This is a genomic window from Caballeronia sp. DA-9 (assembly GCF_051615025.1).
Taxonomy (GTDB): Bacteria; Pseudomonadota; Gammaproteobacteria; order Burkholderiales; family Burkholderiaceae; genus Caballeronia; species Caballeronia sordidicola.
Genome location: NZ_CP195133.1, coordinates 207,380 through 225,783, shown reverse-complemented (window position 1 = coordinate 225,783; position 18,404 = coordinate 207,380). Strand labels below are relative to the sequence as shown.

General features: G+C 59.6%; 18 protein-coding genes and 1 riboswitch. Of the genes, 14 read left to right on the top strand and 4 right to left on the bottom strand.

The annotated features are described in order from the left end of the window. Nucleotides 1–4: 4 nt before the first annotated feature. The 3 genes from ACRWA7_RS17210 (at nucleotide 5) to ACRWA7_RS17200 (ending at nucleotide 2,019) form a co-directional block, all read left to right on the top strand. Complete coding sequence (locus ACRWA7_RS17210) at nucleotides 5–652, top strand: DNA-3-methyladenine glycosylase I (RefSeq protein WP_438395128.1); 648 nt, start codon at nucleotides 5–7, stop codon at nucleotides 650–652. 471 nt (nucleotides 653–1,123) lie between these two features. Beyond that, complete coding sequence (locus tag ACRWA7_RS17205) at nucleotides 1,124–1,549, top strand: hypothetical protein (RefSeq protein WP_060817403.1); 426 nt, start codon at nucleotides 1,124–1,126, stop codon at nucleotides 1,547–1,549. Between the two features lie 110 nt (nucleotides 1,550–1,659). Beyond that, nucleotides 1,660–2,019: a hypothetical protein gene (locus ACRWA7_RS17200; RefSeq protein WP_060817404.1), complete on the top strand. Its 360-nt coding sequence runs from the start codon at nucleotides 1,660–1,662 to the stop codon at nucleotides 2,017–2,019. A gap of 155 nt (nucleotides 2,020–2,174) precedes the next feature. Here ACRWA7_RS17200 and rpsU read toward each other — a convergent pair whose 3' ends face one another. Continuing rightward, the gene (gene rpsU, locus ACRWA7_RS17195; RefSeq protein ID WP_031357080.1) at nucleotides 2,175–2,387 is read right to left on the bottom strand and encodes a 30S ribosomal protein S21; all 213 of its coding nucleotides are present in this window, start codon (nucleotides 2,385–2,387) and stop codon (nucleotides 2,175–2,177) included. A gap of 363 nt (nucleotides 2,388–2,750) precedes the next feature. Then, nucleotides 2,751–3,698, bottom strand: coding sequence for an aldo/keto reductase (locus tag ACRWA7_RS17190; RefSeq protein WP_438395127.1), 948 nt, complete (start codon nucleotides 3,696–3,698; stop codon nucleotides 2,751–2,753). A 285-nt stretch (nucleotides 3,699–3,983) separates the two neighbouring features. Here ACRWA7_RS17190 and ACRWA7_RS17185 point away from each other — a divergent pair, with 285 nt between their 5' ends. From ACRWA7_RS17185 to ACRWA7_RS17175, 3 genes are all read left to right on the top strand, one after another. After that, complete coding sequence (locus tag ACRWA7_RS17185; RefSeq protein WP_438395126.1) at nucleotides 3,984–5,549, top strand: flagellin; 1,566 nt, start codon at nucleotides 3,984–3,986, stop codon at nucleotides 5,547–5,549. A gap of 182 nt (nucleotides 5,550–5,731) precedes the next feature. After that, nucleotides 5,732–7,261: a flagellar filament capping protein FliD gene (gene fliD, locus ACRWA7_RS17180; protein WP_438395125.1), complete on the top strand. Its 1,530-nt coding sequence runs from the start codon at nucleotides 5,732–5,734 to the stop codon at nucleotides 7,259–7,261. Between the two features lie 12 nt (nucleotides 7,262–7,273). Further along, entirely contained in the window at nucleotides 7,274–7,573 is a 300-nt protein-coding gene (locus tag ACRWA7_RS17175) for a flagellar protein FliT (RefSeq protein WP_438395124.1), read from the top strand. A gap of 107 nt (nucleotides 7,574–7,680) precedes the next feature. Here the strand turns inward: ACRWA7_RS17175 and ACRWA7_RS17170 are convergent, their stop codons facing one another. Beyond that, nucleotides 7,681–8,691: a sodium:calcium antiporter gene (locus tag ACRWA7_RS17170; RefSeq protein ID WP_060817409.1), complete on the bottom strand. Its 1,011-nt coding sequence runs from the start codon at nucleotides 8,689–8,691 to the stop codon at nucleotides 7,681–7,683. 97 nt (nucleotides 8,692–8,788) lie between these two features. After that, nucleotides 8,789–8,964: riboswitch (yybP-ykoY riboswitch) on the bottom strand. A 247-nt stretch (nucleotides 8,965–9,211) separates the two neighbouring features. On the opposite strand from ACRWA7_RS17170, the gene ACRWA7_RS17165 reads away from it, so the two are divergent. Continuing rightward, entirely contained in the window at nucleotides 9,212–10,798 is a 1,587-nt protein-coding gene (locus tag ACRWA7_RS17165) for an ABC transporter substrate-binding protein (RefSeq protein WP_438395122.1), read from the top strand. Nucleotides 10,799–10,847: 49 nt separating this feature from the next. On the opposite strand, the gene ACRWA7_RS17160 is transcribed toward ACRWA7_RS17165, so the two are convergent. Next, complete coding sequence (locus ACRWA7_RS17160; RefSeq protein WP_438395121.1) at nucleotides 10,848–11,927, bottom strand: MBL fold metallo-hydrolase; 1,080 nt, start codon at nucleotides 11,925–11,927, stop codon at nucleotides 10,848–10,850. 110 nt (nucleotides 11,928–12,037) lie between these two features. Between ACRWA7_RS17160 and ACRWA7_RS17155 the strand changes: the two genes are divergently transcribed. From ACRWA7_RS17155 to ACRWA7_RS17125, 7 genes are all read left to right on the top strand, one after another. Next, complete coding sequence (locus ACRWA7_RS17155; protein ID WP_438395119.1) at nucleotides 12,038–12,490, top strand: MerR family transcriptional regulator; 453 nt, start codon at nucleotides 12,038–12,040, stop codon at nucleotides 12,488–12,490. 111 nt (nucleotides 12,491–12,601) lie between these two features. Beyond that, on the top strand, nucleotides 12,602–14,425 hold the full coding sequence (gene aceK, locus ACRWA7_RS17150) for a bifunctional isocitrate dehydrogenase kinase/phosphatase (RefSeq protein ID WP_438395117.1): 1,824 nt from the start codon (nucleotides 12,602–12,604) through the stop codon (nucleotides 14,423–14,425). A 5-nt stretch (nucleotides 14,426–14,430) separates the two neighbouring features. Continuing rightward, the gene (can, locus tag ACRWA7_RS17145; protein WP_060817413.1) at nucleotides 14,431–15,216 is read left to right on the top strand and encodes a carbonate dehydratase; all 786 of its coding nucleotides are present in this window, start codon (nucleotides 14,431–14,433) and stop codon (nucleotides 15,214–15,216) included. Further along, nucleotides 15,209–16,402: an acetyl-CoA C-acetyltransferase gene (locus ACRWA7_RS17140; RefSeq protein ID WP_438395115.1), complete on the top strand. Its 1,194-nt coding sequence runs from the start codon at nucleotides 15,209–15,211 to the stop codon at nucleotides 16,400–16,402. The genes can and ACRWA7_RS17140 overlap by 8 nt, the downstream gene beginning before the upstream one ends. A gap of 10 nt (nucleotides 16,403–16,412) precedes the next feature. Then, nucleotides 16,413–17,090: an SDR family oxidoreductase gene (locus ACRWA7_RS17135; RefSeq protein WP_438395114.1), complete on the top strand. Its 678-nt coding sequence runs from the start codon at nucleotides 16,413–16,415 to the stop codon at nucleotides 17,088–17,090. A gap of 48 nt (nucleotides 17,091–17,138) precedes the next feature. After that, the gene (locus tag ACRWA7_RS17130) at nucleotides 17,139–17,747 is read left to right on the top strand and encodes a glutathione S-transferase family protein (RefSeq protein ID WP_438395112.1); all 609 of its coding nucleotides are present in this window, start codon (nucleotides 17,139–17,141) and stop codon (nucleotides 17,745–17,747) included. Continuing rightward, entirely contained in the window at nucleotides 17,744–18,163 is a 420-nt protein-coding gene (locus tag ACRWA7_RS17125) for a YchJ family protein (RefSeq protein ID WP_438395111.1), read from the top strand. Before ACRWA7_RS17130 ends, ACRWA7_RS17125 begins: the two co-directional genes overlap by 4 nt. The last annotated feature ends 241 nt before the right edge of the window (nucleotides 18,164–18,404 follow it).

Below are 18,404 nucleotides of genomic sequence, written 5' to 3'. Positions count from 1 at the left end.
AGCCATGACCAATGCAAAGCAACCAGCTCCGGAACCTCGCAAAAACTCCGAACCGCACCGCTGTGGCTGGGTCAGCACGGCAGCGCTCGCCCAGTACCATGACACCGAATGGGGCGTCCCCTCGCACAATGATCGCCACCTGTTCGAAATGCTTGTGCTTGAGGGTGCGCAGGCCGGCCTGTCTTGGGCCACGATCCTCAACAAACGGGAAGGCTACAAAGCACTGTTTCACAACTTCGACGTAGATCGTGTAGCCGCTTTCACCGAGGAAGACGCCGCCAAACTGCTGCTCGACCCACGCATTATCCGGAACCGCGCGAAGGTCGCAGCCGCTATCGCCAATGCCCGCGCGGTGCAGCGCATTCAGGCCGAGCACGGCTCCCTCGCGGCGTTCGTGTGGTCATTCGTTGGCGGCACGCCTATCGACACTCCGCGCGCCTCGTACTCGCAAGCGCCGGCATTCAACGAGGTATCGGACGCATTGAGTCGCGCGCTCAAGAAGTTTGGCTGCTTATTTGTCGGGTCGACCACCTGCTACGCCTTCATGCAGGCAACCGGCATGGTCAACGACCACGAGGCGGCTTGCTTTTGCCGCTTGAGCCGTCAATCTGCGCACACGAAGCGTTTGACAGCCGCCAAAGCGCCAAATTAGTAAATTGATTGGCACGGTTTTATGACTTGGATATTGCGTTTTCGCAACGTTTTTCGCAGTTTTAGGCCGCCTCAGGGAAAATCCCGACCAGAAGCCTCCGGGATGGGTAAATAACGCTCTGAAGCCTTTACTACAAAGACTTTGCGGCCAGTCGTCCCTCGTGCACAAAGCCTTGCGTCATGTCAAAATTGCGGCCTACTGCGCGTGAGCACCCATTTTTTACCGGAAAGAACGCTATAAATTCGGTGCAAGCGGCTCTTGGCAAGTGTCCAGCTATCTTGGAACTCGCCAGCGAGCTCAGCCAAGCGTGCCCAGACCCGGCGGGCGGTATTGCCGGAAGCGAACAACGCATCAAAAAATGCGGATTATGTGGTCGACCGCGCTAAAACGATCGGATTCGCGTCCGATACTGATAACGCTGTTTGATGACACCCACGAAGCGCCGCGATGTCGGTGCGGGGGATAAACAGAATGAAAAACCTCAACTTTTTGACGCATCAGGAAATCTTCGATCGCGCCGTGCATCACTTGTTTGGCCAAGGCCAGGCTGCGTTATTGCCGCGAGGCGGCGGCGCATACCGCGGATACTGCGGCGGATGTCCTGTTGGCAGTTTCATCAAGCCACGCGACTACATGACGGCAATGGAAGGAATACCTATCCGTTTCATCGACAAAGGTCCGGAGGCGGTTCCTTCGTACATGGATGTCGGCGTGGCAGCGTTGAAACGCGCGTTGCTGCGCTCGAACATCAATGTCTACGATCCGACCACAGTCGAGTTGCTCAGTTGCCTGCAAAACGTGCACGACGTCTTCGGCAAATGGGAGTGGCGCGAGCGCTTTGCATCGATTGCGCGCCAGTTCAACTTGTCGGCGGACCGGTTGAAGTCGGCGGCTTGAAGTAAAGAATGCGGCCGGCTCCGTCGAGGTCCGGCCGGCCCTGCGCGGGTAGCGCCGAGCACGAGTACCAGCGGTCAAGCAACGCATTATTTAGAACAACGAGTCACGCAATGTTAACGGCAAGAGACATCTACGAACGCGTGAGCGCGCATTTGCTCACGCAGCGGGCTGTGTCGGAAGATGACAACGGTTCGTGCCGGCTACGCAGCAGCGACGGCCGCAAATGCGCTATTGGCTCACTGATCGCAGACGATGTGTACCGCCCGGATATCGAGGGCGTCGGCATTTCGTATTATAAAAATGCGAGAGACGGGTCGTTGTTGCGGGCGCTATATGCGTCGAACGTGAATGCTTACGACCCCGAGATTGCCGAATTGCTGATCGAACTGGAAGAAGTCCACGACGACTTCGGCGTGGACGAATGGCCCCAATTGCTCGCTCGACTGGCAGAACGGCACGCATTCGTCTGATCGGCGTGTAGTAAGGACCGCGCAACCCGCGGACGATCAGGACGCAAAACGCGAATGAAATATGCAGAAGCAAAGCGGCGATGCAACCCCATGCGGGGCGGCATCGCCGCTTTGCTTTGTCACAACCCCGCAACAGGGCCGCGACATGCCAGGAATCAGTGAAGCTTCTTGGGCAGCATCTGGCTGCGCAGACGCTTGCGCAGGCGGCTAACTGCCGCCGCTTTCTTGCGCTTGCGTGCTGTCGTCGGCTTCTCGTACGACTGGCGTTCGCGAAGTTCGGCGATCAGGCCGTTCTTTTCGATGGTCCGGCGAAAGCGACGGATCGCAACGTCGAACGGCTCGTTTTCTTTCAAAACAATAGTGGTCATGGAAGTCCTAAATCGCTAATACGTTTTTCTGACTGCGCGGCGAAGCGTAACCAAACAGGCTTACACCGCGCGCCGGCACTCCGATCGTCCACCCAACGCAGCAGACACGAGCAAAGCGGCCACGGAGGCCGGAAAAGAGAGAGGTGGGATTTCACCGCCGATCACGGCATGCGCATTCCCCTGGAATCCGGAACAGCGCACTTCGGGCCGCCAGACGTCGCGAAAAATGCGGCGTCATCGGGCAAAAATCTCGATTCGGGCGAGATGTTATCAGATCGCTGACGTGTCGCCAACCCCGCAAAGCCGCTCTGCAGGGCGCAACTCCATGAAAATCCGCGGTTTTTCAGGTTTTTATGCAAAAACTCACGCTGGATCGCTGACCTCGTTCAGCAGCGCGACATCTTCTGGAGAAAGCGTGATGCGCGTGGCTTCGGCGAGGCTTTCCAGTTGTTTGACCGACGTCGCGCTGGCAATCGGCGCGGTCACGCTGGGACGGGCGATCAGCCAGGCGAGCGCGATTGTAGCGGGCGCCACGCCGTGACGATCGGCGACCTTGACTAGCGCTTCGATGATCGCCAAACCGCGATCGTTCAGGTAACCCGTCACCTTGGCGCCGCGCGCTGCGTGTTCGGTATCGGCTTTCGAGCGGTATTTCCCGCTCAGAAAACCGCTCGCCAGACTGTAATACGTCACAACGGAAACCTTGTGCGCCGTGGCAACCGGCTCCTGATCACCTTCATAACCCGCGCGGTCGTACAGGTTGTATTCCGGCTGCAACACCTGATAGCCCGCAATCCCCTCCTTCGCGGAAATCTTCAGCGCTTCTTCCAGGCGTTCTCCCGTGTAGTTTGAAGCGCCGATAACCCTCACCTTACCCGCCGCAATCAGCTTCTGGTAAGCACCCAGCGTGTCGAGGAGCGGAGTTTTATCATCGTCGCGATGAGAGAAATAGACGTCGATGTAGTCCGTCTTCAGCCGCTTGAGCGAGTCGTTCACCGCCGCCTCGATGTTCGCCGCCGACAGCCCCGGCCGCGTGCTCAGCATGCCGACTTTCGTGGCAAGCACGACTTTGTCGCGCTTGCCGCTTTCTTTTAGCCACTTGCCGATGATCGTCTCCGATTCACCGCCCTGATGCCCGTCGACCCAGGCGGAGTAGACGTCGGCGGTATCGATGAAATTGAGGCCGTGGTCAACAAACGCGTCGAGCAGCGAGAACGACGTGCGCTCGTCGGCGGTCCAGCCGAACACGTTGCCACCGAAGACGAGCGGCGCGACCTTGAGATCCGAAGTACCGATGGTGCGGTGTTGCATGGCGGCTCCTGATGTGTGCGGTTGAGAGAAGTCCTCGAAAAAGAATACCCGTGAATCCTCATGCGCGCAGGCGGCGACCCATTGCAAAACCCTTACGGCAAACGTTTTTCCATGTTTTCGCTATTCCTTCTACAAATCGTTTTCTAATTCCTCAAGTTTTTTTCCGAGGGGCCGCTAACCCAAGTAGGCGGCCGGCTAACACGCTCGGAACCGCCAGGCAACAGGACGGCGTAGTAGCCAAAAACAGCCCTTTAGCTCACACAGCTTCTTCAGGAGAAATCCAAAATGATCGGTATTAACAGCAATATCAACTCGCTGGTCGCCCAGCAGAACCTGAACGGCACGCAGAGCGCGCTGTCGTCGGCAATCACCCGTCTGTCATCAGGCAAACGCATCAACAGCGCAGCAGACGACGCAGCAGGTCAAGCGATCGCCTCACGCATGACGTCGCAGATCAACGGTCTGAACCAGGGCGTCTCGAACGCGAACGATGGTGTGTCGATGACGCAAACGGCATCAAGCGGCTTGAATCAGATTACGGACAATCTGCAACGTATTCGTCAACTGGCCGTGCAGGCATCGAGCGGTTCGCTGTCAGCGTCGGATCAGGCAGCACTGCAAAAAGAAGTGACGCAGCGTATTGCTGAAGTGAACCGTATTGCTTCGCAAACCACGTACAACGGCACGAACGTGCTGGACGGCTCGGCTGGCAACGTCAGCTTCCAAGTTGGCGCCAACGTCGGCCAGACCATCAGCATCGACCTGACCAACGGCGTGTCGGCAGCAAAGCTTGGCGGCGGTGTCCCGCAAATCGGCTCGACCATCGGCTCTATCACGGGCATCAGCCTGAAGAGCGACGGTACTGCTGCAGCAGCCGGCGACACGGCAGCCATTACAACAATCAACGTTCTCGCTGACGGCAATGGCGGCTTTACCTTTACGGATCAGAATAACCAGGCATTGTCGGCATCGGTATCGACCAAGTTGTTCGGCGATCCGGCTACCACCACGGGTTCGAAGACCTCGCCCAAAGCCCTTACGCTGACGGCTGCAGTCGGCGGTGCGTTTGACCCCGCAACTGTCCAAACCGCCGCACAAGGCGTAGCCGCAACGGCCCTTAGCTCGATCAGCGCTACCAACGGCGACACGAAGTTTGGCGACACCCCTCCTTTTGCTGCTGCCGACACCAACCTTGGCACGATCAGCAACCTGAATTTGACCAGCGCGGGTGCTGCGGCAGCAGCCGGTACAACACCCGCTATAACGTCCATCAACGTTCTTGCAGATGGCAAGGGTTCATTCAAATTTACCGATCAAAACGGTTCGGCAATCGACTCGACGACCGCTGGCAAACTGTTCTCGATCGACACTACCAGCATCGCCACACCGGGAACACCGGCGACCGGCGACACGGGTGCAACCCTGACGTTCAACACGACCGGAGCACTGAACGGCACGACCCCGACGGGCTTCAGCGACGCAAATTCTGCGGCTGCAGCAACTGGCATCGCGACGGCTAACGCTCAAAATACCCCGCCACAAGTGTCCGGCATCGACCTGACGCAACCGAACGGCGCCAACCTTGCCATCGAGTCGATCGACAACGCACTGCAAACGGTCAACGGTATCCAGGCTAACCTCGGCGCAGCGCAAAACCGCTTCACGTCGATCTCAGCTACGCAAACGGCTCAATCGACGAACCTGTCGTCGGCTCAGTCGCAAATCACCGACGCAGACTTTGCGCAGGAAACCGCGAACCTGAGCAAGGCGCAAGTGCTGCAGCAAGCAGGTATCTCGGTGCTGGCACAGGCCAACTCGCTGCCGCAACAAGTCCTGAAGCTCCTCGGCTAAGCATTTTTGACAGCGAGCTAACCGGCGCGCGCGACGCTACAATGCGCGCCGGCTGAAACACCCGCATCACAGCGGTAGTTGCAGCAAAAAAGAAGCATAAAACCGCTGGGAGGCTTGCCTCCCAGTTCGCGTTTCCGGGATTTATCGAGTGATTTCCGGCCCACGCCCGAACGGAGCAATGCATGAGCACGATACCCATTTCGTCAACCGGTTCCACCGTTGACCCGAACAGCGCGGTCCAGCAGGCCGCACAGTCGATCATTAGCGGCTCGACCGGGTCGACAATGGACGTGAACTCCCTGGTCACCGCGCTCGTCAACGCGAAAATCGCGGGTCAGACAGATACCCTCAATAACAAGACCACAGCGGACAACACGCAGGTCACGGCGCTCGGCACGCTGAAATCCGTCATGTCCCTGCTGCAGTCGTCTCTTGCGGCGCTCTCGGACGGCACGACGCTTTCAGCCTTCACCGCGACCGGCGACGGCAAGGGCATCACCGCAAAGGGCACCTCCGGCGCAGTGGCGGGCTCCTATTCCGTGCAGGTCTCGAATATCGCGACGTCGCAATCGATCACTTCGGGCGCATTCAAGTCGACCGACACGCTCGGCACCGGCACGATGACTATCTCGGTCGGCGGCAAGAACATGTCGATCCCCGTCACATCGAGCAACAACACGCTGGCAGGCATTGCATCGGCGATCAATTCGGCATCGGGCAATCCAGGCGTGACGGCCGCTATCGTGAACGGTACGGACGGCGCGCATCTGGTGCTGCGTTCGTCGGCGACGGGTGTATCGAACGGAATCAATGTCACGATCTCGGGAACGGCATCGGGCGACGCGTTGAACAGCCTCGCCGTGACATCGGGCACGGCCCCCGCACCCGCAAACAGCACGGAAACCACCGGTAATTACACGGGGTCGGTGACCACGGTTGCATCGGGTAGCTGGACGCAGAGCGTAGCCGGCGAAGACGCGAACTTCTCGATCGCGGGCACGCCGGGGACCAGCGCAAGCAACACGATCACCACGGCGCTCAGCGGTGTTTCCATGACGCTGGATTCGACTTCGGTCGGCACCACGCAAACACTGACAGTCGCGCCTGATACAAGCGGACAGGCAACCGCCATTACCGCCTTCGTCACCGCGTACAACAACTACATGAGCACAGTGCAGTCGCTGACTTCGTTCGATTCGACCCAGGCGACAGGCTCGCAAGGCGGCGCGCTGCTTGGTGACTCCATGATGAACACAATCCGCAACACGCTTTCGAGCGCCCTGAGCGCCGGCGTGGGCACGGGCGCGTCATCGGTCAACCTTGCTTCCATTGGTATTACGCTGCAGCCGGACGGAACGCTTAAGACCGACACCGACGCGCTGAACGCCGCGCTCACCAGCGATCCGCAAACCGTCGCGACATTGTTCAACTCGAAAAATGGCGTCGCCGCGAATATGAACAGCGACCTGACGTCGTTCCTCGCGACCGGCGGCATCATGGATACGCGCTCGAGCGCGCTGACAGCCGACCTGAAGAGCCTGACGGACCAGCAAACCCAGCTCACCGCCTACGCGGCGCAGTTGACGACGTCGTATAACGCGCAATTTACGGCGCTGAACACGCTGATGTCGCAATCCCAAAGCAACGCCAACTATCTGACGGCGCTCTTCGGCGGTACAAACAGCGCGGGCGCGCTTGCGACCAACAAGTAACGGAGCCAGACGATGAACCAGGAAGAACTGATCGCCCGGGCATGGGTGCTGACGGAAGCCATAGAAAGCGCAGCCGCCGATAACGACTGGCCGCGCGCCGCGGAACTGACGAACACACGCTCGCCGCTTTTGATGTCATTACAAGCCAATCAGTCCGCCGACTCGATGGTCACGATTCGCCGGATCCAGGCGAGCATTGCCGCGATCATGCACGCGGCGACATCGGCGGAAACGGCGTTGATGAGGAATCACCGGCAAGCGATGAACCAGGCGAACGCCGCCAGCCGATATCAGCAAGCGGCGCGGTTCTGACGCCGCAATAAAGAGACAACGCAGAACAACAACAGATGCGCGGTAAGCACGACGCGCAATGTGATTGATGCCCGCTTCGGCGGGCTTTTTTTGCGCGCCGGATAGCCCTAGCGCCCCAGTGTCAGCGCAAGGTAGAACGCATAAAGCCCGCCGTTCACGAGCAGCGCCCACAGCACGATTCCGCCTTTCTTCGCATTGAGCCGCAGCCATGCGGCGGCGGCGAGCGTGATCAGCACGCCGGTCAGCACTTCGACGCGCGGCTCCCAAGGCGTCAGCATGATGCCGATACCTGGCAGCAGCGTGCCCTGGAACACCATCGCGCCGGTAATGTTGCCGAATGCGAGCGTATCCTTGCCGCGCCGCGCCCAGATGATGCTGTTCACCTTTTCGGGCAATTCGGTTGCAATCGGGATGATGATCAGCGAAAGCAGCAGCGCCGATATCCCCAGTACATGCGACACGCCCTCCACGCCCGCAATAAACCCCTTCGCCCCGCCAACCAGCAGCGCAGTGCCGACCGCCATCTGCAACACGATGGTCGCAAGCGTGGTAGGCAAACCCAGGCGCGCGATCAACAGCCGCTCGGGCGCTTCCGTGCCGTGCCCCTTTTCCACCAGACCCGCGGACGCGCGGAACGTCGTGATCACATACACCACGTATACGCCGACCAGACCTGCGGCAAACAAGGCGCGCACTTCCCACGCGTGATGCGGGACGAACATCGCGCCGGCCGCGATCAGGAATGCACACAGGAAGAAGTTGAGATCGCGGGTAAAGCCGGTATGTTCGGGCGTGACGAGACCTTTGAGGCCGCGCATCTTGAGAACGGCGACCGCCATCAGGCAGGTGGACAGCGTTGCGAGCATCAGCGGCGCGCCAAGAATGGCGCCCACGCCAATTTCCTCGTTGACCGCACGGCTTGCCGTGCCGCCCATCAACGCGATGATCGGCACCGTGGTCTCAGGCAACGCAGTGCCAATGGCCGCGAACAGCGAACCCGTGACGCCTTCGGATATGCCGAGTTTTTCGCCGAGATGCTCCAGCGCGTTGGTGAACAATTCCGATGCCGCCAGAATCACCACGAGCATGATGGCGAGTTGCAGGAATAGCAGTGTCATGCCGCACCTCGCAATGAGGCGTACTGGCAATAGCAACGCAAGGAGAGGCTTGTGACCGATGCAGGGTGTTTTTGTTTTGGAGACACGATGATTTCACGGTCGGACGTCAGCAAACCAGGGTGCTATCCCGCGCCGTCCGACCGTGAACGACAAGATGCACCCATGGTCTCGCCAAACCTGACCGGTCGAACGCGCCACGGCACCAGCCGAGTATGTTGACGCGTCCTCCTCCCATTGCGGAAGGAAGGCTACTCCCCAAAGACGGGCACGAGTTTAGCGTGCGCCCGCCGATTAGGCAAGGCGGCGCGGCGGCGTGAATCGTGTCCATATCGATATCCCGAATCGGTCGTTGTAGCGGAAATAACGTTTCAGTAAGCTACGGCGACGCGCCTTTGTTGCACGGAACCGTATGCCAGAACGCGCCGTACAATAAGTTGCAATGCAGTCGCAATACCGCCTGAACGCCGCCGCATCAAAAAATGACCAATTAACCGACGACACCGTCAAAACGGGAGATCTCATGCGCTTCAGAATGCTCGCAGCCGCAGTCCTGGCCATCGCGCCAATGCTCGCGATCGCAAAACCGCTTACCGTGTGCACGGAGTCGAGTCCGGACGGTTTCGATGTCGTGCAGTTCAATTCCCTCGTGACGACCAACGCGTCGGCGGACGTGATTTTCAACACGCTCGTTTCCTACGATGAAGTCGCGAAAAAAGTCACGCCGGCACTCGCCGAAAAGTGGGACGTGAGCGCGGACGGGCTGACCTACACGTTCCATCTGCGGCCGAACGTGGCGTTCCAGAGCACGGATTACTTCAAGCCATCGAGGAAACTGACGGCCGACGACGTGGTGTTCTCGTTCGACCGCATGCTCTCGGACAGCAATCCATGGCACAAGGTAGCCGGAGCAAGCGGCTTTCCCCACGCGCAATCAATGGGCCTGGTCAAGCTGATCAAGTCGGTGCAAAAGGTCGATGACAACACCGTGACGTTCGTGCTCAACACGCCGAACGCGACCTTCGTGCCCATCTTGACGATGGGTTTTGCATCGATATATTCGGCTGAATATGCCGATCAGCTGCTCAAGGCGGGTAAGGATACCGACCTGAACGCGAAGCCCATCGGCACGGGTCCATTCGTGTTGAAAAGCTATACGAAAGACGCCGTGATTCGCTATGACGTGAACCCCGCGTACTGGGGCGCGAAGCCGAAGGTTGACCGCCTGATCTACGCGATCACGCCCGATGCCTCCGTGCGCGCGCAGAAAATCAAGGCGGGTGAATGCCAGATCGCGTTGTCCCCGAAGCCGCAGGACGTGATCGACGCCAAGAAAGGAGGCTCGATCAAGGTGGTCGAAACGCCGGCATTCATGACGGCGTTCGTGGCGCTGAACACGCAGAAAAAGCCGCTCGATAACCCCAAGGTCCGCCAGGCGCTGAACGAAGCATTCGATCGCACGACGTACTTGAAGACCGTTTTCGAGAACACGGCGACGCCCGCCGTGAATCCGTTCCCGCCGAACACATGGAGCTATGACAAACAGGTCACGCCGTATACGTATTCGGTCGATCGCGCGAAAAAACTTCTCGCCGATGCAGGCTATCCCAATGGTTTCGATACAACCATCTGGGTGCGTCCGAACGGCAGCGTGCTGAATCCCAACCCGAAAGCCGGCGCGGAATTGCTGCAGGCGGACTTGGCGAAGATCGGCGTGAAGGCGCAAGTCAAGGTGATCGAATGGGGCGAGCTGATCAAGGAAGCGAAGCAAGGCCAGCACGACATGTTGTTCATGGGCTGGGCCGGCGACAACGGCGATCCGGATAACTACCTCTCGCCGCTCTTTAGTTGCGCCGCGGTGCGCTCGGGCATCAACTTCGCGCGCTTCTGCGATCCGACGCTGGATCGTTTGATCGACGAAGGCAAGGGATCGGCGGATATCGGCAAGCGCACCAAGGCTTACACCGAGGCGCAGCAGATCATCCACGATCAGGCGCTGTGGATTCCGCTCGGTTATCCGACCGCATCCGCGCTCACGCAAAGCAATGTCAGCGGATATCGTGTCAGTCCGTTTGGACGACAGAACTTCGTCAGCGTGTCCGTGCAGTAATTGTTGTTCCTTGAAAAGCCGGGCGCCCTTTTAAAAGCGCCCGGCTTTTTTACGCTGGCGCGAAACGGATCACACCGTCAGCTTCCCGCGTACTCCGCACGAGTTCGCCTTGCAGCCATAGCAGATGCAAATGCGCCAACGCTTCGCCGAGCGCGAACGTCATCTGGTGTACATCGAGAGGACGCTTGAACATGATCGGCACAATATCCGCCGCGCTTTGCGGCTTGATCGCGCAGGCCTCGCGCACTTCCGCCAGGCGCGCGGCGTGATGATCGCGAAGCTGCCCAATGCGCGTATGCATGCCGCGAAACGGCTTGCCGTGCGAAGGCAGGACAAGCGCGTCGGCGGGTAAGGTTTCGTATCGGCCGAGAGATTCCAGGAACAGCGCCACCGGATTGCTCTCCGGTTCAATGGCAAACACCGACACGTTGGTCGATATACGCGGCAAAACCATATCGCCGGAAATCAGCACATTGTTCTCAGCGCAGTAGAACGCGCAATGTTCGGGCGAATGGCCGAAGCCAGTAATCACTTCCCAGTCGCGGCCGCCAATCCTGATGGTGTCGCCATTGCGCAGACGGCGGAAATGCGGCGGTATGGACGGCACGAGCTTCGGGTAATACGTATCGCGTTTGCGCAGGGCTTCGAGCGATGCCGGATCGCGCATGCCATGCCGCGCGAAGTGCTGCGCGGCGCGTTCGCCGCCTGCGTCAGAACCGTCGCCGCTCGACATCACGCGGCCCATTGCGTATTCGCCGTGCGACATCCAGAGCCTGACTGGACCCCAGCGTTTCTTCTCGCCGCCGTTGCAGATCCAGTCGGCAAGACCGAGGTGATCCGGATGGCAATGCGTGACGATCACGCGCAGCACCGGCAAGCCGTCCAGCAATGAACTGAAGACGCGCTCCCAGTTGGCGCGGATGGTTTCGTCGGAAATACCGCAATCGATGATGGTCCAGCCTTTCACGCCATCGATTTCATCGCGCATGACCCAGAGATTGATGTGATCGAGCGCAAACGGCAACGGCATGCGTACCCAGAAGACGCCAGGCGTGACTTCCATTGCGTGGCCGGATTCGGGAAGCCGGTCGGCGAAGACGTAGTCCAGTTGCTGTTCGAGCGAATTCATGCGGGTCGGTCTCCGGGTTGTCGATTCTTGCAATACCGCCAAGTTGACGCTAACGTTAACCTGCATTTTACAGCGATTCTTAAAGCCGTTCAGCGCACTTCCAGGTTCAAATGACAGACACGCGTTACACCATTACAGAACTGGCTCGCGAGTTCGAGATCACGCCACGCGCGATCCGCTTCTACGAGAATCAGGGTTTGCTCGCGCCGGCGCGCGAAGGCACGAACGGCGTGCGGCGCGTGTATTCGCCACGCGACCGCACGCGCCTGAGGCTTACGCTGCGTGGCAAACGGCTTGGATTCACGCTGTCGGAGATCAGCCGGTTGCTCGATCTCTACGATTCACCCACCGGTACGGTTGCGCAGCTGCACGCGTTTTTGGACACCATCGCGGAACATCGCGCGGTTCTGGAACGGCAACTGGAAGATCTGAACGCAACGCTTGGCGAACTTGCCGCGTACGAAATGCAAGGCCGTGCGCTGCTTTCGGCGAATGCTGAAAAACGGACGCGCAAGCTGGCCTCATCCTGTTCGCCGACGCAGAAAACCGTGAAGGCTGCTTGACGCGCGGCGCTCGTGAACAATCGTGAACGGTCATGGCGATACAATATCGCCCGGTTTGAAGGCACAGGAATAATGCGCATCACGCGACACCACACGTAGTGCAGGGTCGATATGAATCACTTTCCCAAGTTGCTGTCGTCGCAGATCGGCTTCGACGTCGCGCAAACGCTGCTCGAAGGATTCGATCGTCACTATCGCGTTTTCCGCGATGCGGCGATCGCGGCGAAGCATTTGTTCGAGGAAGGCGACTGGCATGCGCTGCAGCGGCTTGCGCGGGAACGCATTACGTCGTACGACGATCGCGTGGAAGAATGCGTGACGCGTCTGCAGGATGAATACGACGCCGAAAATATAGACGACGAAGTGTGGCAGCAGATCAAACTGCATTACATCGGCCTGTTGACGGCGCACCGCCAACCCGAATGCGCGGAGACGTTCTTCAATTCCGTGTGCTGCAAGATCCTGCATCGGTCGTACTTCAATAACGACTTCATTTTCGTGCGACCGGCTATATCGACCGAATACATAGAGAACGACGAACCTGCGGCCAAGCCGACGTATCGTGCGTATTATCCCGGCAAGGATGGCCTTGCCGCCACGCTCATGCGCATTGTCACGAACTTCCAGCTCGAGCCTGCGTTTGAAGACCTAGAACGCGATGTTCAATGCGTGATGCAAGCCATTAGCGAAGCATTCGGGGAGTTCAAGGCCGCGCCGAATTTTCAGATTCACGTGTTGTCCTCATTGTTCTTTCGCAACAAGGCGGCGTATATAGTCGGGCGAATCATCAACGGCGATCTGATCGCGCCATTCGCCATGCCCGTGCGTCACGCGCAACCGGGCGTGCTCGCGCTCGATACCGTCCTGCTGCAACGCGAACAACTGCTGATCATCTTCAGCTTTTCGCACTCGTATTTTCTCGTGGACATGGAAGTGCCGTCGGCGTATGTGCAGTTCCTGCGCACCATCATGCCGGGCAAGCCGAAGGCCGAGATCTATACATCGGTCGGTTTGCAGAAGCAGGGCAAGAATCTGTTCTATCGGGACCTGCTGCATCATCTCTCGCATTCCAGCGATAAATTCGTCATTGCGCCGGGCATCAAGGGCATGGTGATGCTGGTGTTCACGCTGCCGTCTTTTCCGTATGTGTTCAAGCTGATCAAGGACAACTTTCCGCCGCCGAAGGACACCACGCGCGCGAAGGTCGAGGACAAGTATCGGCTGGTCAAGCGGCATGATCGCCTGGGACGCATGGCCGACACGCTCGAATACTCCAGCGTGGCGTTGCCGCTCTCGCGTCTGGACGACGCGTTGCTCAAGGAACTGATGAAAGAAGCGCCGTCGATGATCGAATACGAAGGCGACAAGCTCGTGATCCGGCACGTGTATATAGAGCGCCGCATGACGCCGCTGAACCTGTATTTGCAGAACGGCTCGCCGAACGAAATAGAACACGGCATCAAGGAATACGGTGACGCCATCAAGCAACTGATACAGGCGAACATTTTTCCCGGCGACATGCTGTACAAGAATTTTGGCGTGACGCGCCATGGCCGCGTGGTGTTCTACGATTACGACGAAATCGAATACCTGACTGACTGCACTGTGCGCCGCGTGCCGCAGGCGCGCACCGAGGAAGAGGAGATGTCGGGCGAGCCGTGGTACACCGTAGGCCCGCATGACATCTTCCCGGAAACGTATGGAACGTTCCTGCTCGGCGATCCTCGCGTGCGCGACGTCTTCATGAAACACCATGCCGACTTCTTCGATCCGGCTCTCTGGCAAAAGCATAAGGAACAGATCCTCAACGGCGAACTCGCCGATTTTTTTCCCTACGAACGCAGCATCCGTTTCATCGTTCATTATCCCGAGCGTTTTCCCGACGGCGCACCTGCTCTCGCGCTGCATGAAATCCGCGACACCTACCCGCATTGAATGCCATGTCCAACATCGATAAACCCGAAAGTCCCGATAACAACCCGCTCGCGCATCTGTTCAACAACAACCTGCAATGGGTCGAGCGCAAGCTCTCCGAAGACGCGGAGTATTTTTCCCGCCTCGCGCATCAGCAGGCGCCGGAGTATTTGTGGATCGGCTGCTCCGACTCGCGCGTGCCGGCGAACCAGATCATCGGCTTGCCGCCGGGCGAAGTGTTCGTGCACAGAAACATCGCGAACGTGGTGGTGCACTCGGACCTCAATTGTTTGTCGGTGATTCAGTTTGCTGTCGATCTGCTGAAGGTAAAGCACATCATGGTCGTCGGGCACTACGGCTGTTCCGGCGTGGGCGCGGCGCTGGAGGGAAGGCGTGTCGGTCTCGCCGATAACTGGCTGCGCCACGTAGAGGACGTGCGCGACAAGCACGCGGCGCTGCTCGACGAATGGCCGATGGGCGTGGCGCGAAATCGCCGCCTGGTGGAACTGAATACCATCGAACAAACGGTGAACGTGTGTCACACGACCATCCTGCGCGATGCGTGGGCGCGCGGCCAGGAAATCACCGTGCACGGCTTGACCTACGGCGTGCACGACGGCCGCGTGCGCAACCTGGGCATGATGATCGGCGGCCCGGAAAAGGTCGAGCCGACCTATCAGCATTGCATCGCGGCGCTCGCGCGCGGCGGTACGCATTCGCTGGAGAACGACGTGCTTACGTCGGACGCCGCCGGTCTTGGTGACGTGCCGGCTATTGTGAAAGGTGTGATCAAGGAGCTGAAACATGAATGATCTCGTAGCTGATCCCGTGGTGATCGTCTCGGCTGCGCGCACGCCGATGGCCGCTTTCCAGGGCGATTTCGCCAGCGTCACCGCGCCGCAACTGGGCTCGGTTGCAATCCGCGCCGCCGTAGAACGCGCGGGGCTCAAGCCCGATCAAATAGAAGAAGCCGTGATGGGTTGCGTGCTGCCCGCGGGCCTCGGGCAAGCGCCTGCACGGCAAGCCGCGCTCGGCGCGGGTTTGCCGTTATCCACCGGTAGCACGACCGTCAACAAGATGTGCGGCTCGGGCATGCGCGCCGCCATGTTCGCGCACGACATGCTGCTCGCGGGTTCGGCCGACGTGATCGTGGCGGGCGGAATGGAAAGCATGACGCAAGCGCCGTACTTGTTGCCGAAAGCGCGCGGCGGCATGCGCATGGGCCACGGTCAGGTGCTCGATCACATGTTCCTCGACGGCCTCGAGGACGCGTATGAAAAAGGCCGGCTGATGGGCACGTTCGCCGAGCAATGCGCGGGGTCGTACAAATTCACGCGGGAGGCGCAGGACGCGTTTGCCATCGAATCCCTGACGCGCGCCAAGCGCGCGAACGAAGACGGATCGTTCGGATGGGAGATCGCGCCGGTGACGGTCGCGGGGCGCAAGGGCGATACCGTCATTAATCATGACGAGCAGCCGTACAAGGCGAACATCGACAAGATTGCGACGCTCAAACCCGCCTTCGCCAAGGACGGCACGGTGACGGCCGCCAATGCATCGTCCATCTCCGATGGCGCCGCCGCGCTCGTCATGATGCGCGAATCCACGGCCAAACGGCTCGGCGTCACGCCGCTCGCGCGCGTGGTTGGCCACAGCACCTTCGCGCAGGAACCGGCGCTGTTCACCACGGCGCCCGTTGGCGCAATCCGCAAGCTGTTCGAGAAGAACGGCTGGCGCGCAAGCGAAGTCGACTTGTACGAGATCAACGAAGCGTTTGCCGTCGTGGCAATGGCGGCCATGCGCGAACACGATCTCCCTCACGACAAAGTGAACGTCAACGGCGGCGCCTGCGCGCTCGGACATCCAATTGGCGCATCGGGTGCGCGGATTCTTGTCACGCTGATCGGCGCGTTGCGGCAACGCGGCTTGAAGCGCGGCGTGGCGAGCTTGTGCATTGGCGGTGGAGAAGCGACGGCAATGGGCATCGAATTGACTTGAAGGTGACGCCATGAAAACGGCATTGATCGTGGGTGCATCGCGCGGACTCGGGCATGAATTCGTGCGCGCATACAGGCGCGATGGCTGGCGCGTACTCGCCACGGCGCGCGACGCGGTGGCCATCAGCGGTCTTGAAGCAATGGGCGCCACGACCTTCTCGCTCGACACAACCAAACCAGAGCAGATTGCCGCGCTCGGCTGGCAACTCGACGGCGAGAAGCTGGATGCGGCGATCATCGTGTCCGGGGTTTATGGTCCGCGAACGGAGCATGTGGAAACTATCCTTGCGGAAGATTTCGATGAAGTCATGCACACGAACGTCCGCGGTCCCATGCAGTTGCTTCCGATTCTCCTGCCGCTTACCAACACCGCCCACGGCGTGCTCGCGGTCGTGTCCAGCAAGATGGGCAGCATTGCGGAGATGAACGGCACGGCGGGCTGGTTGTATCGGGCGAGCAAGGCCGCGTTGAATGCGGCGCTGAAAGCAGCTTCGCAGGAAGCGCGCGGCGCGACGTGCATTGCGTTGCATCCGGGCTGGGTTCGCACGGATATGGGCGGGTCGACCGCCGCAATAGATCCGGCGCACAGCGTGGCCGGCATGCGCGCGGTGATTGCGGCGGCGGCTGCAGATCGCGCCCGGTTCAATGGCAGTTTCGTGCAGTACGACGGCACGCCGATCAAGTGGTGACACGCGGTTCCACGGCGAATGTTTCAATCACACGAACGAGGACATGAAGTGACGTATCAAGTGCATGGCGTGGCGTCGTCGGGAAATTGCTACAAGGTGCGGCTCGCGCTCGAACAACTGAAGCTGCCGTATGTGTGGCACGAAGTGGACATGATGAACGGCGCCACGCGCACCGAGACATTTCGTCAGATGAACCCGAATGGCAAGGTCCCGGTTCTGCAGATCGATGCAAACACGTGCCTCTTCGAGTCCGACGCCATTCTCTTTTACCTCGCCGAAGGCACGCCGCTGCTGCCCACGGAGCGGCTCTCCCGGGCGCGCGTGCTGCAGTGGATGTTCTTCGAGCAATACAGCCACGAGCCCAACGTGGCGGTCGCGCGCTTCATCCTTCAATTCACCAGGCGGCCCGACGATCCGCGCTTGCCCGAGAAGACCGCGGGTTCGTATCGGGCACTGGACGTGATGGAAACGCATCTGGCCACGCGCACTTTTTTCGTCGATGAGCAATACAGCATCGCGGACATTGCGCTCTATGCATACACCCATGTCGCCGATGAAGCCAACCTCGATCTCGGCCCATATCCCGCCATTCGCGCGTGGCTCGCGCGGGTGAAAGCGCAGCCGGGTCACATCGAGATGCCGGGTGTCGACGCATGAACCCGCCGGTGGAATGTCCGTGCGGCGGAGCGTCGCCCGGAGCAAGCGTCAAGCACGCGCCGAGCTACGCTCAATGTTGCGGACGCTTCATAGAAGGCGGCGAAGCGCCGGCCACGGCAATGGAACTGATGCGTTCGCGCTACACCGCTTACGTAATCGGCGACACGGGCTATCTGCGCGCAACGTGGGGCGACGCCACCTGTCCGCCCGACCTCGACGCGTCCGCTGATCGCGACACGCGCTGGCTTGGCCTGCAGATCAAACGCCATACGTCCATCGATTCAAATCGCGCCGAGGTCGAATTCGTTGCCCGTTACAAGACTGGCGGACGGGCGCATCGGCTGCATGAAACCAGCCGGTTCGAGCGCGATAACGCCGGCCATTGGCGTTATATCGACGGCGATCTTCGCGACTAAAACAACGCGCGCGGCCTTGGCCGGACATCGCGGCAAATATTTCCTTAACGGCTGCTTTCGTCGAAAAATTAGTGTGGCGCACGGGTACTTTCTAATTGCGCCAAATGATTTTGTCCGGGTACCCTGTCTTTTAGCCAGCCGTTGGCGAATCGGTAGCAAGCTATTGTTTCATAAGCTAATTACCGGCCCACGGACTGACGTTGCATATTGAAGCCCATTGTCATGCCTGTTCGGGGCATGA

Coding starts and splice junctions, on each gene's coding strand:
- ACRWA7_RS17165 (WP_438395122.1), top strand. CDS start 9,212: ATGCGCTTCAGAATGCTCGCAGCCGCAGTCCTGGCCATCGCGCCAATG.
- aceK (WP_438395117.1), top strand. CDS start 12,602: ATGAATCACTTTCCCAAGTTGCTGTCGTCGCAGATCGGCTTCGACGTC.
- ACRWA7_RS17185 (WP_438395126.1), top strand. CDS start 3,984: ATGATCGGTATTAACAGCAATATCAACTCGCTGGTCGCCCAGCAGAAC.
- ACRWA7_RS17175 (WP_438395124.1), top strand. CDS start 7,274: ATGAACCAGGAAGAACTGATCGCCCGGGCATGGGTGCTGACGGAAGCC.
- ACRWA7_RS17200 (WP_060817404.1), top strand. CDS start 1,660: ATGTTAACGGCAAGAGACATCTACGAACGCGTGAGCGCGCATTTGCTC.
- ACRWA7_RS17135 (WP_438395114.1), top strand. CDS start 16,413: ATGAAAACGGCATTGATCGTGGGTGCATCGCGCGGACTCGGGCATGAA.
- ACRWA7_RS17205 (WP_060817403.1), top strand. CDS start 1,124: ATGAAAAACCTCAACTTTTTGACGCATCAGGAAATCTTCGATCGCGCC.
- ACRWA7_RS17155 (WP_438395119.1), top strand. CDS start 12,038: ATGACAGACACGCGTTACACCATTACAGAACTGGCTCGCGAGTTCGAG.
- ACRWA7_RS17210 (WP_438395128.1), top strand. CDS start 5: ATGACCAATGCAAAGCAACCAGCTCCGGAACCTCGCAAAAACTCCGAA.
- fliD (WP_438395125.1), top strand. CDS start 5,732: ATGAGCACGATACCCATTTCGTCAACCGGTTCCACCGTTGACCCGAAC.
- rpsU (WP_031357080.1), bottom strand. CDS start 2,387: ATGACCACTATTGTTTTGAAAGAAAACGAGCCGTTCGACGTTGCGATC.
- ACRWA7_RS17125 (WP_438395111.1), top strand. CDS start 17,744: ATGAACCCGCCGGTGGAATGTCCGTGCGGCGGAGCGTCGCCCGGAGCA.
- ACRWA7_RS17160 (WP_438395121.1), bottom strand. CDS start 11,927: ATGAATTCGCTCGAACAGCAACTGGACTACGTCTTCGCCGACCGGCTT.
- ACRWA7_RS17140 (WP_438395115.1), top strand. CDS start 15,209: ATGAATGATCTCGTAGCTGATCCCGTGGTGATCGTCTCGGCTGCGCGC.
- can (WP_060817413.1), top strand. CDS start 14,431: ATGTCCAACATCGATAAACCCGAAAGTCCCGATAACAACCCGCTCGCG.
- ACRWA7_RS17170 (WP_060817409.1), bottom strand. CDS start 8,691: ATGACACTGCTATTCCTGCAACTCGCCATCATGCTCGTGGTGATTCTG.
- ACRWA7_RS17190 (WP_438395127.1), bottom strand. CDS start 3,698: ATGCAACACCGCACCATCGGTACTTCGGATCTCAAGGTCGCGCCGCTC.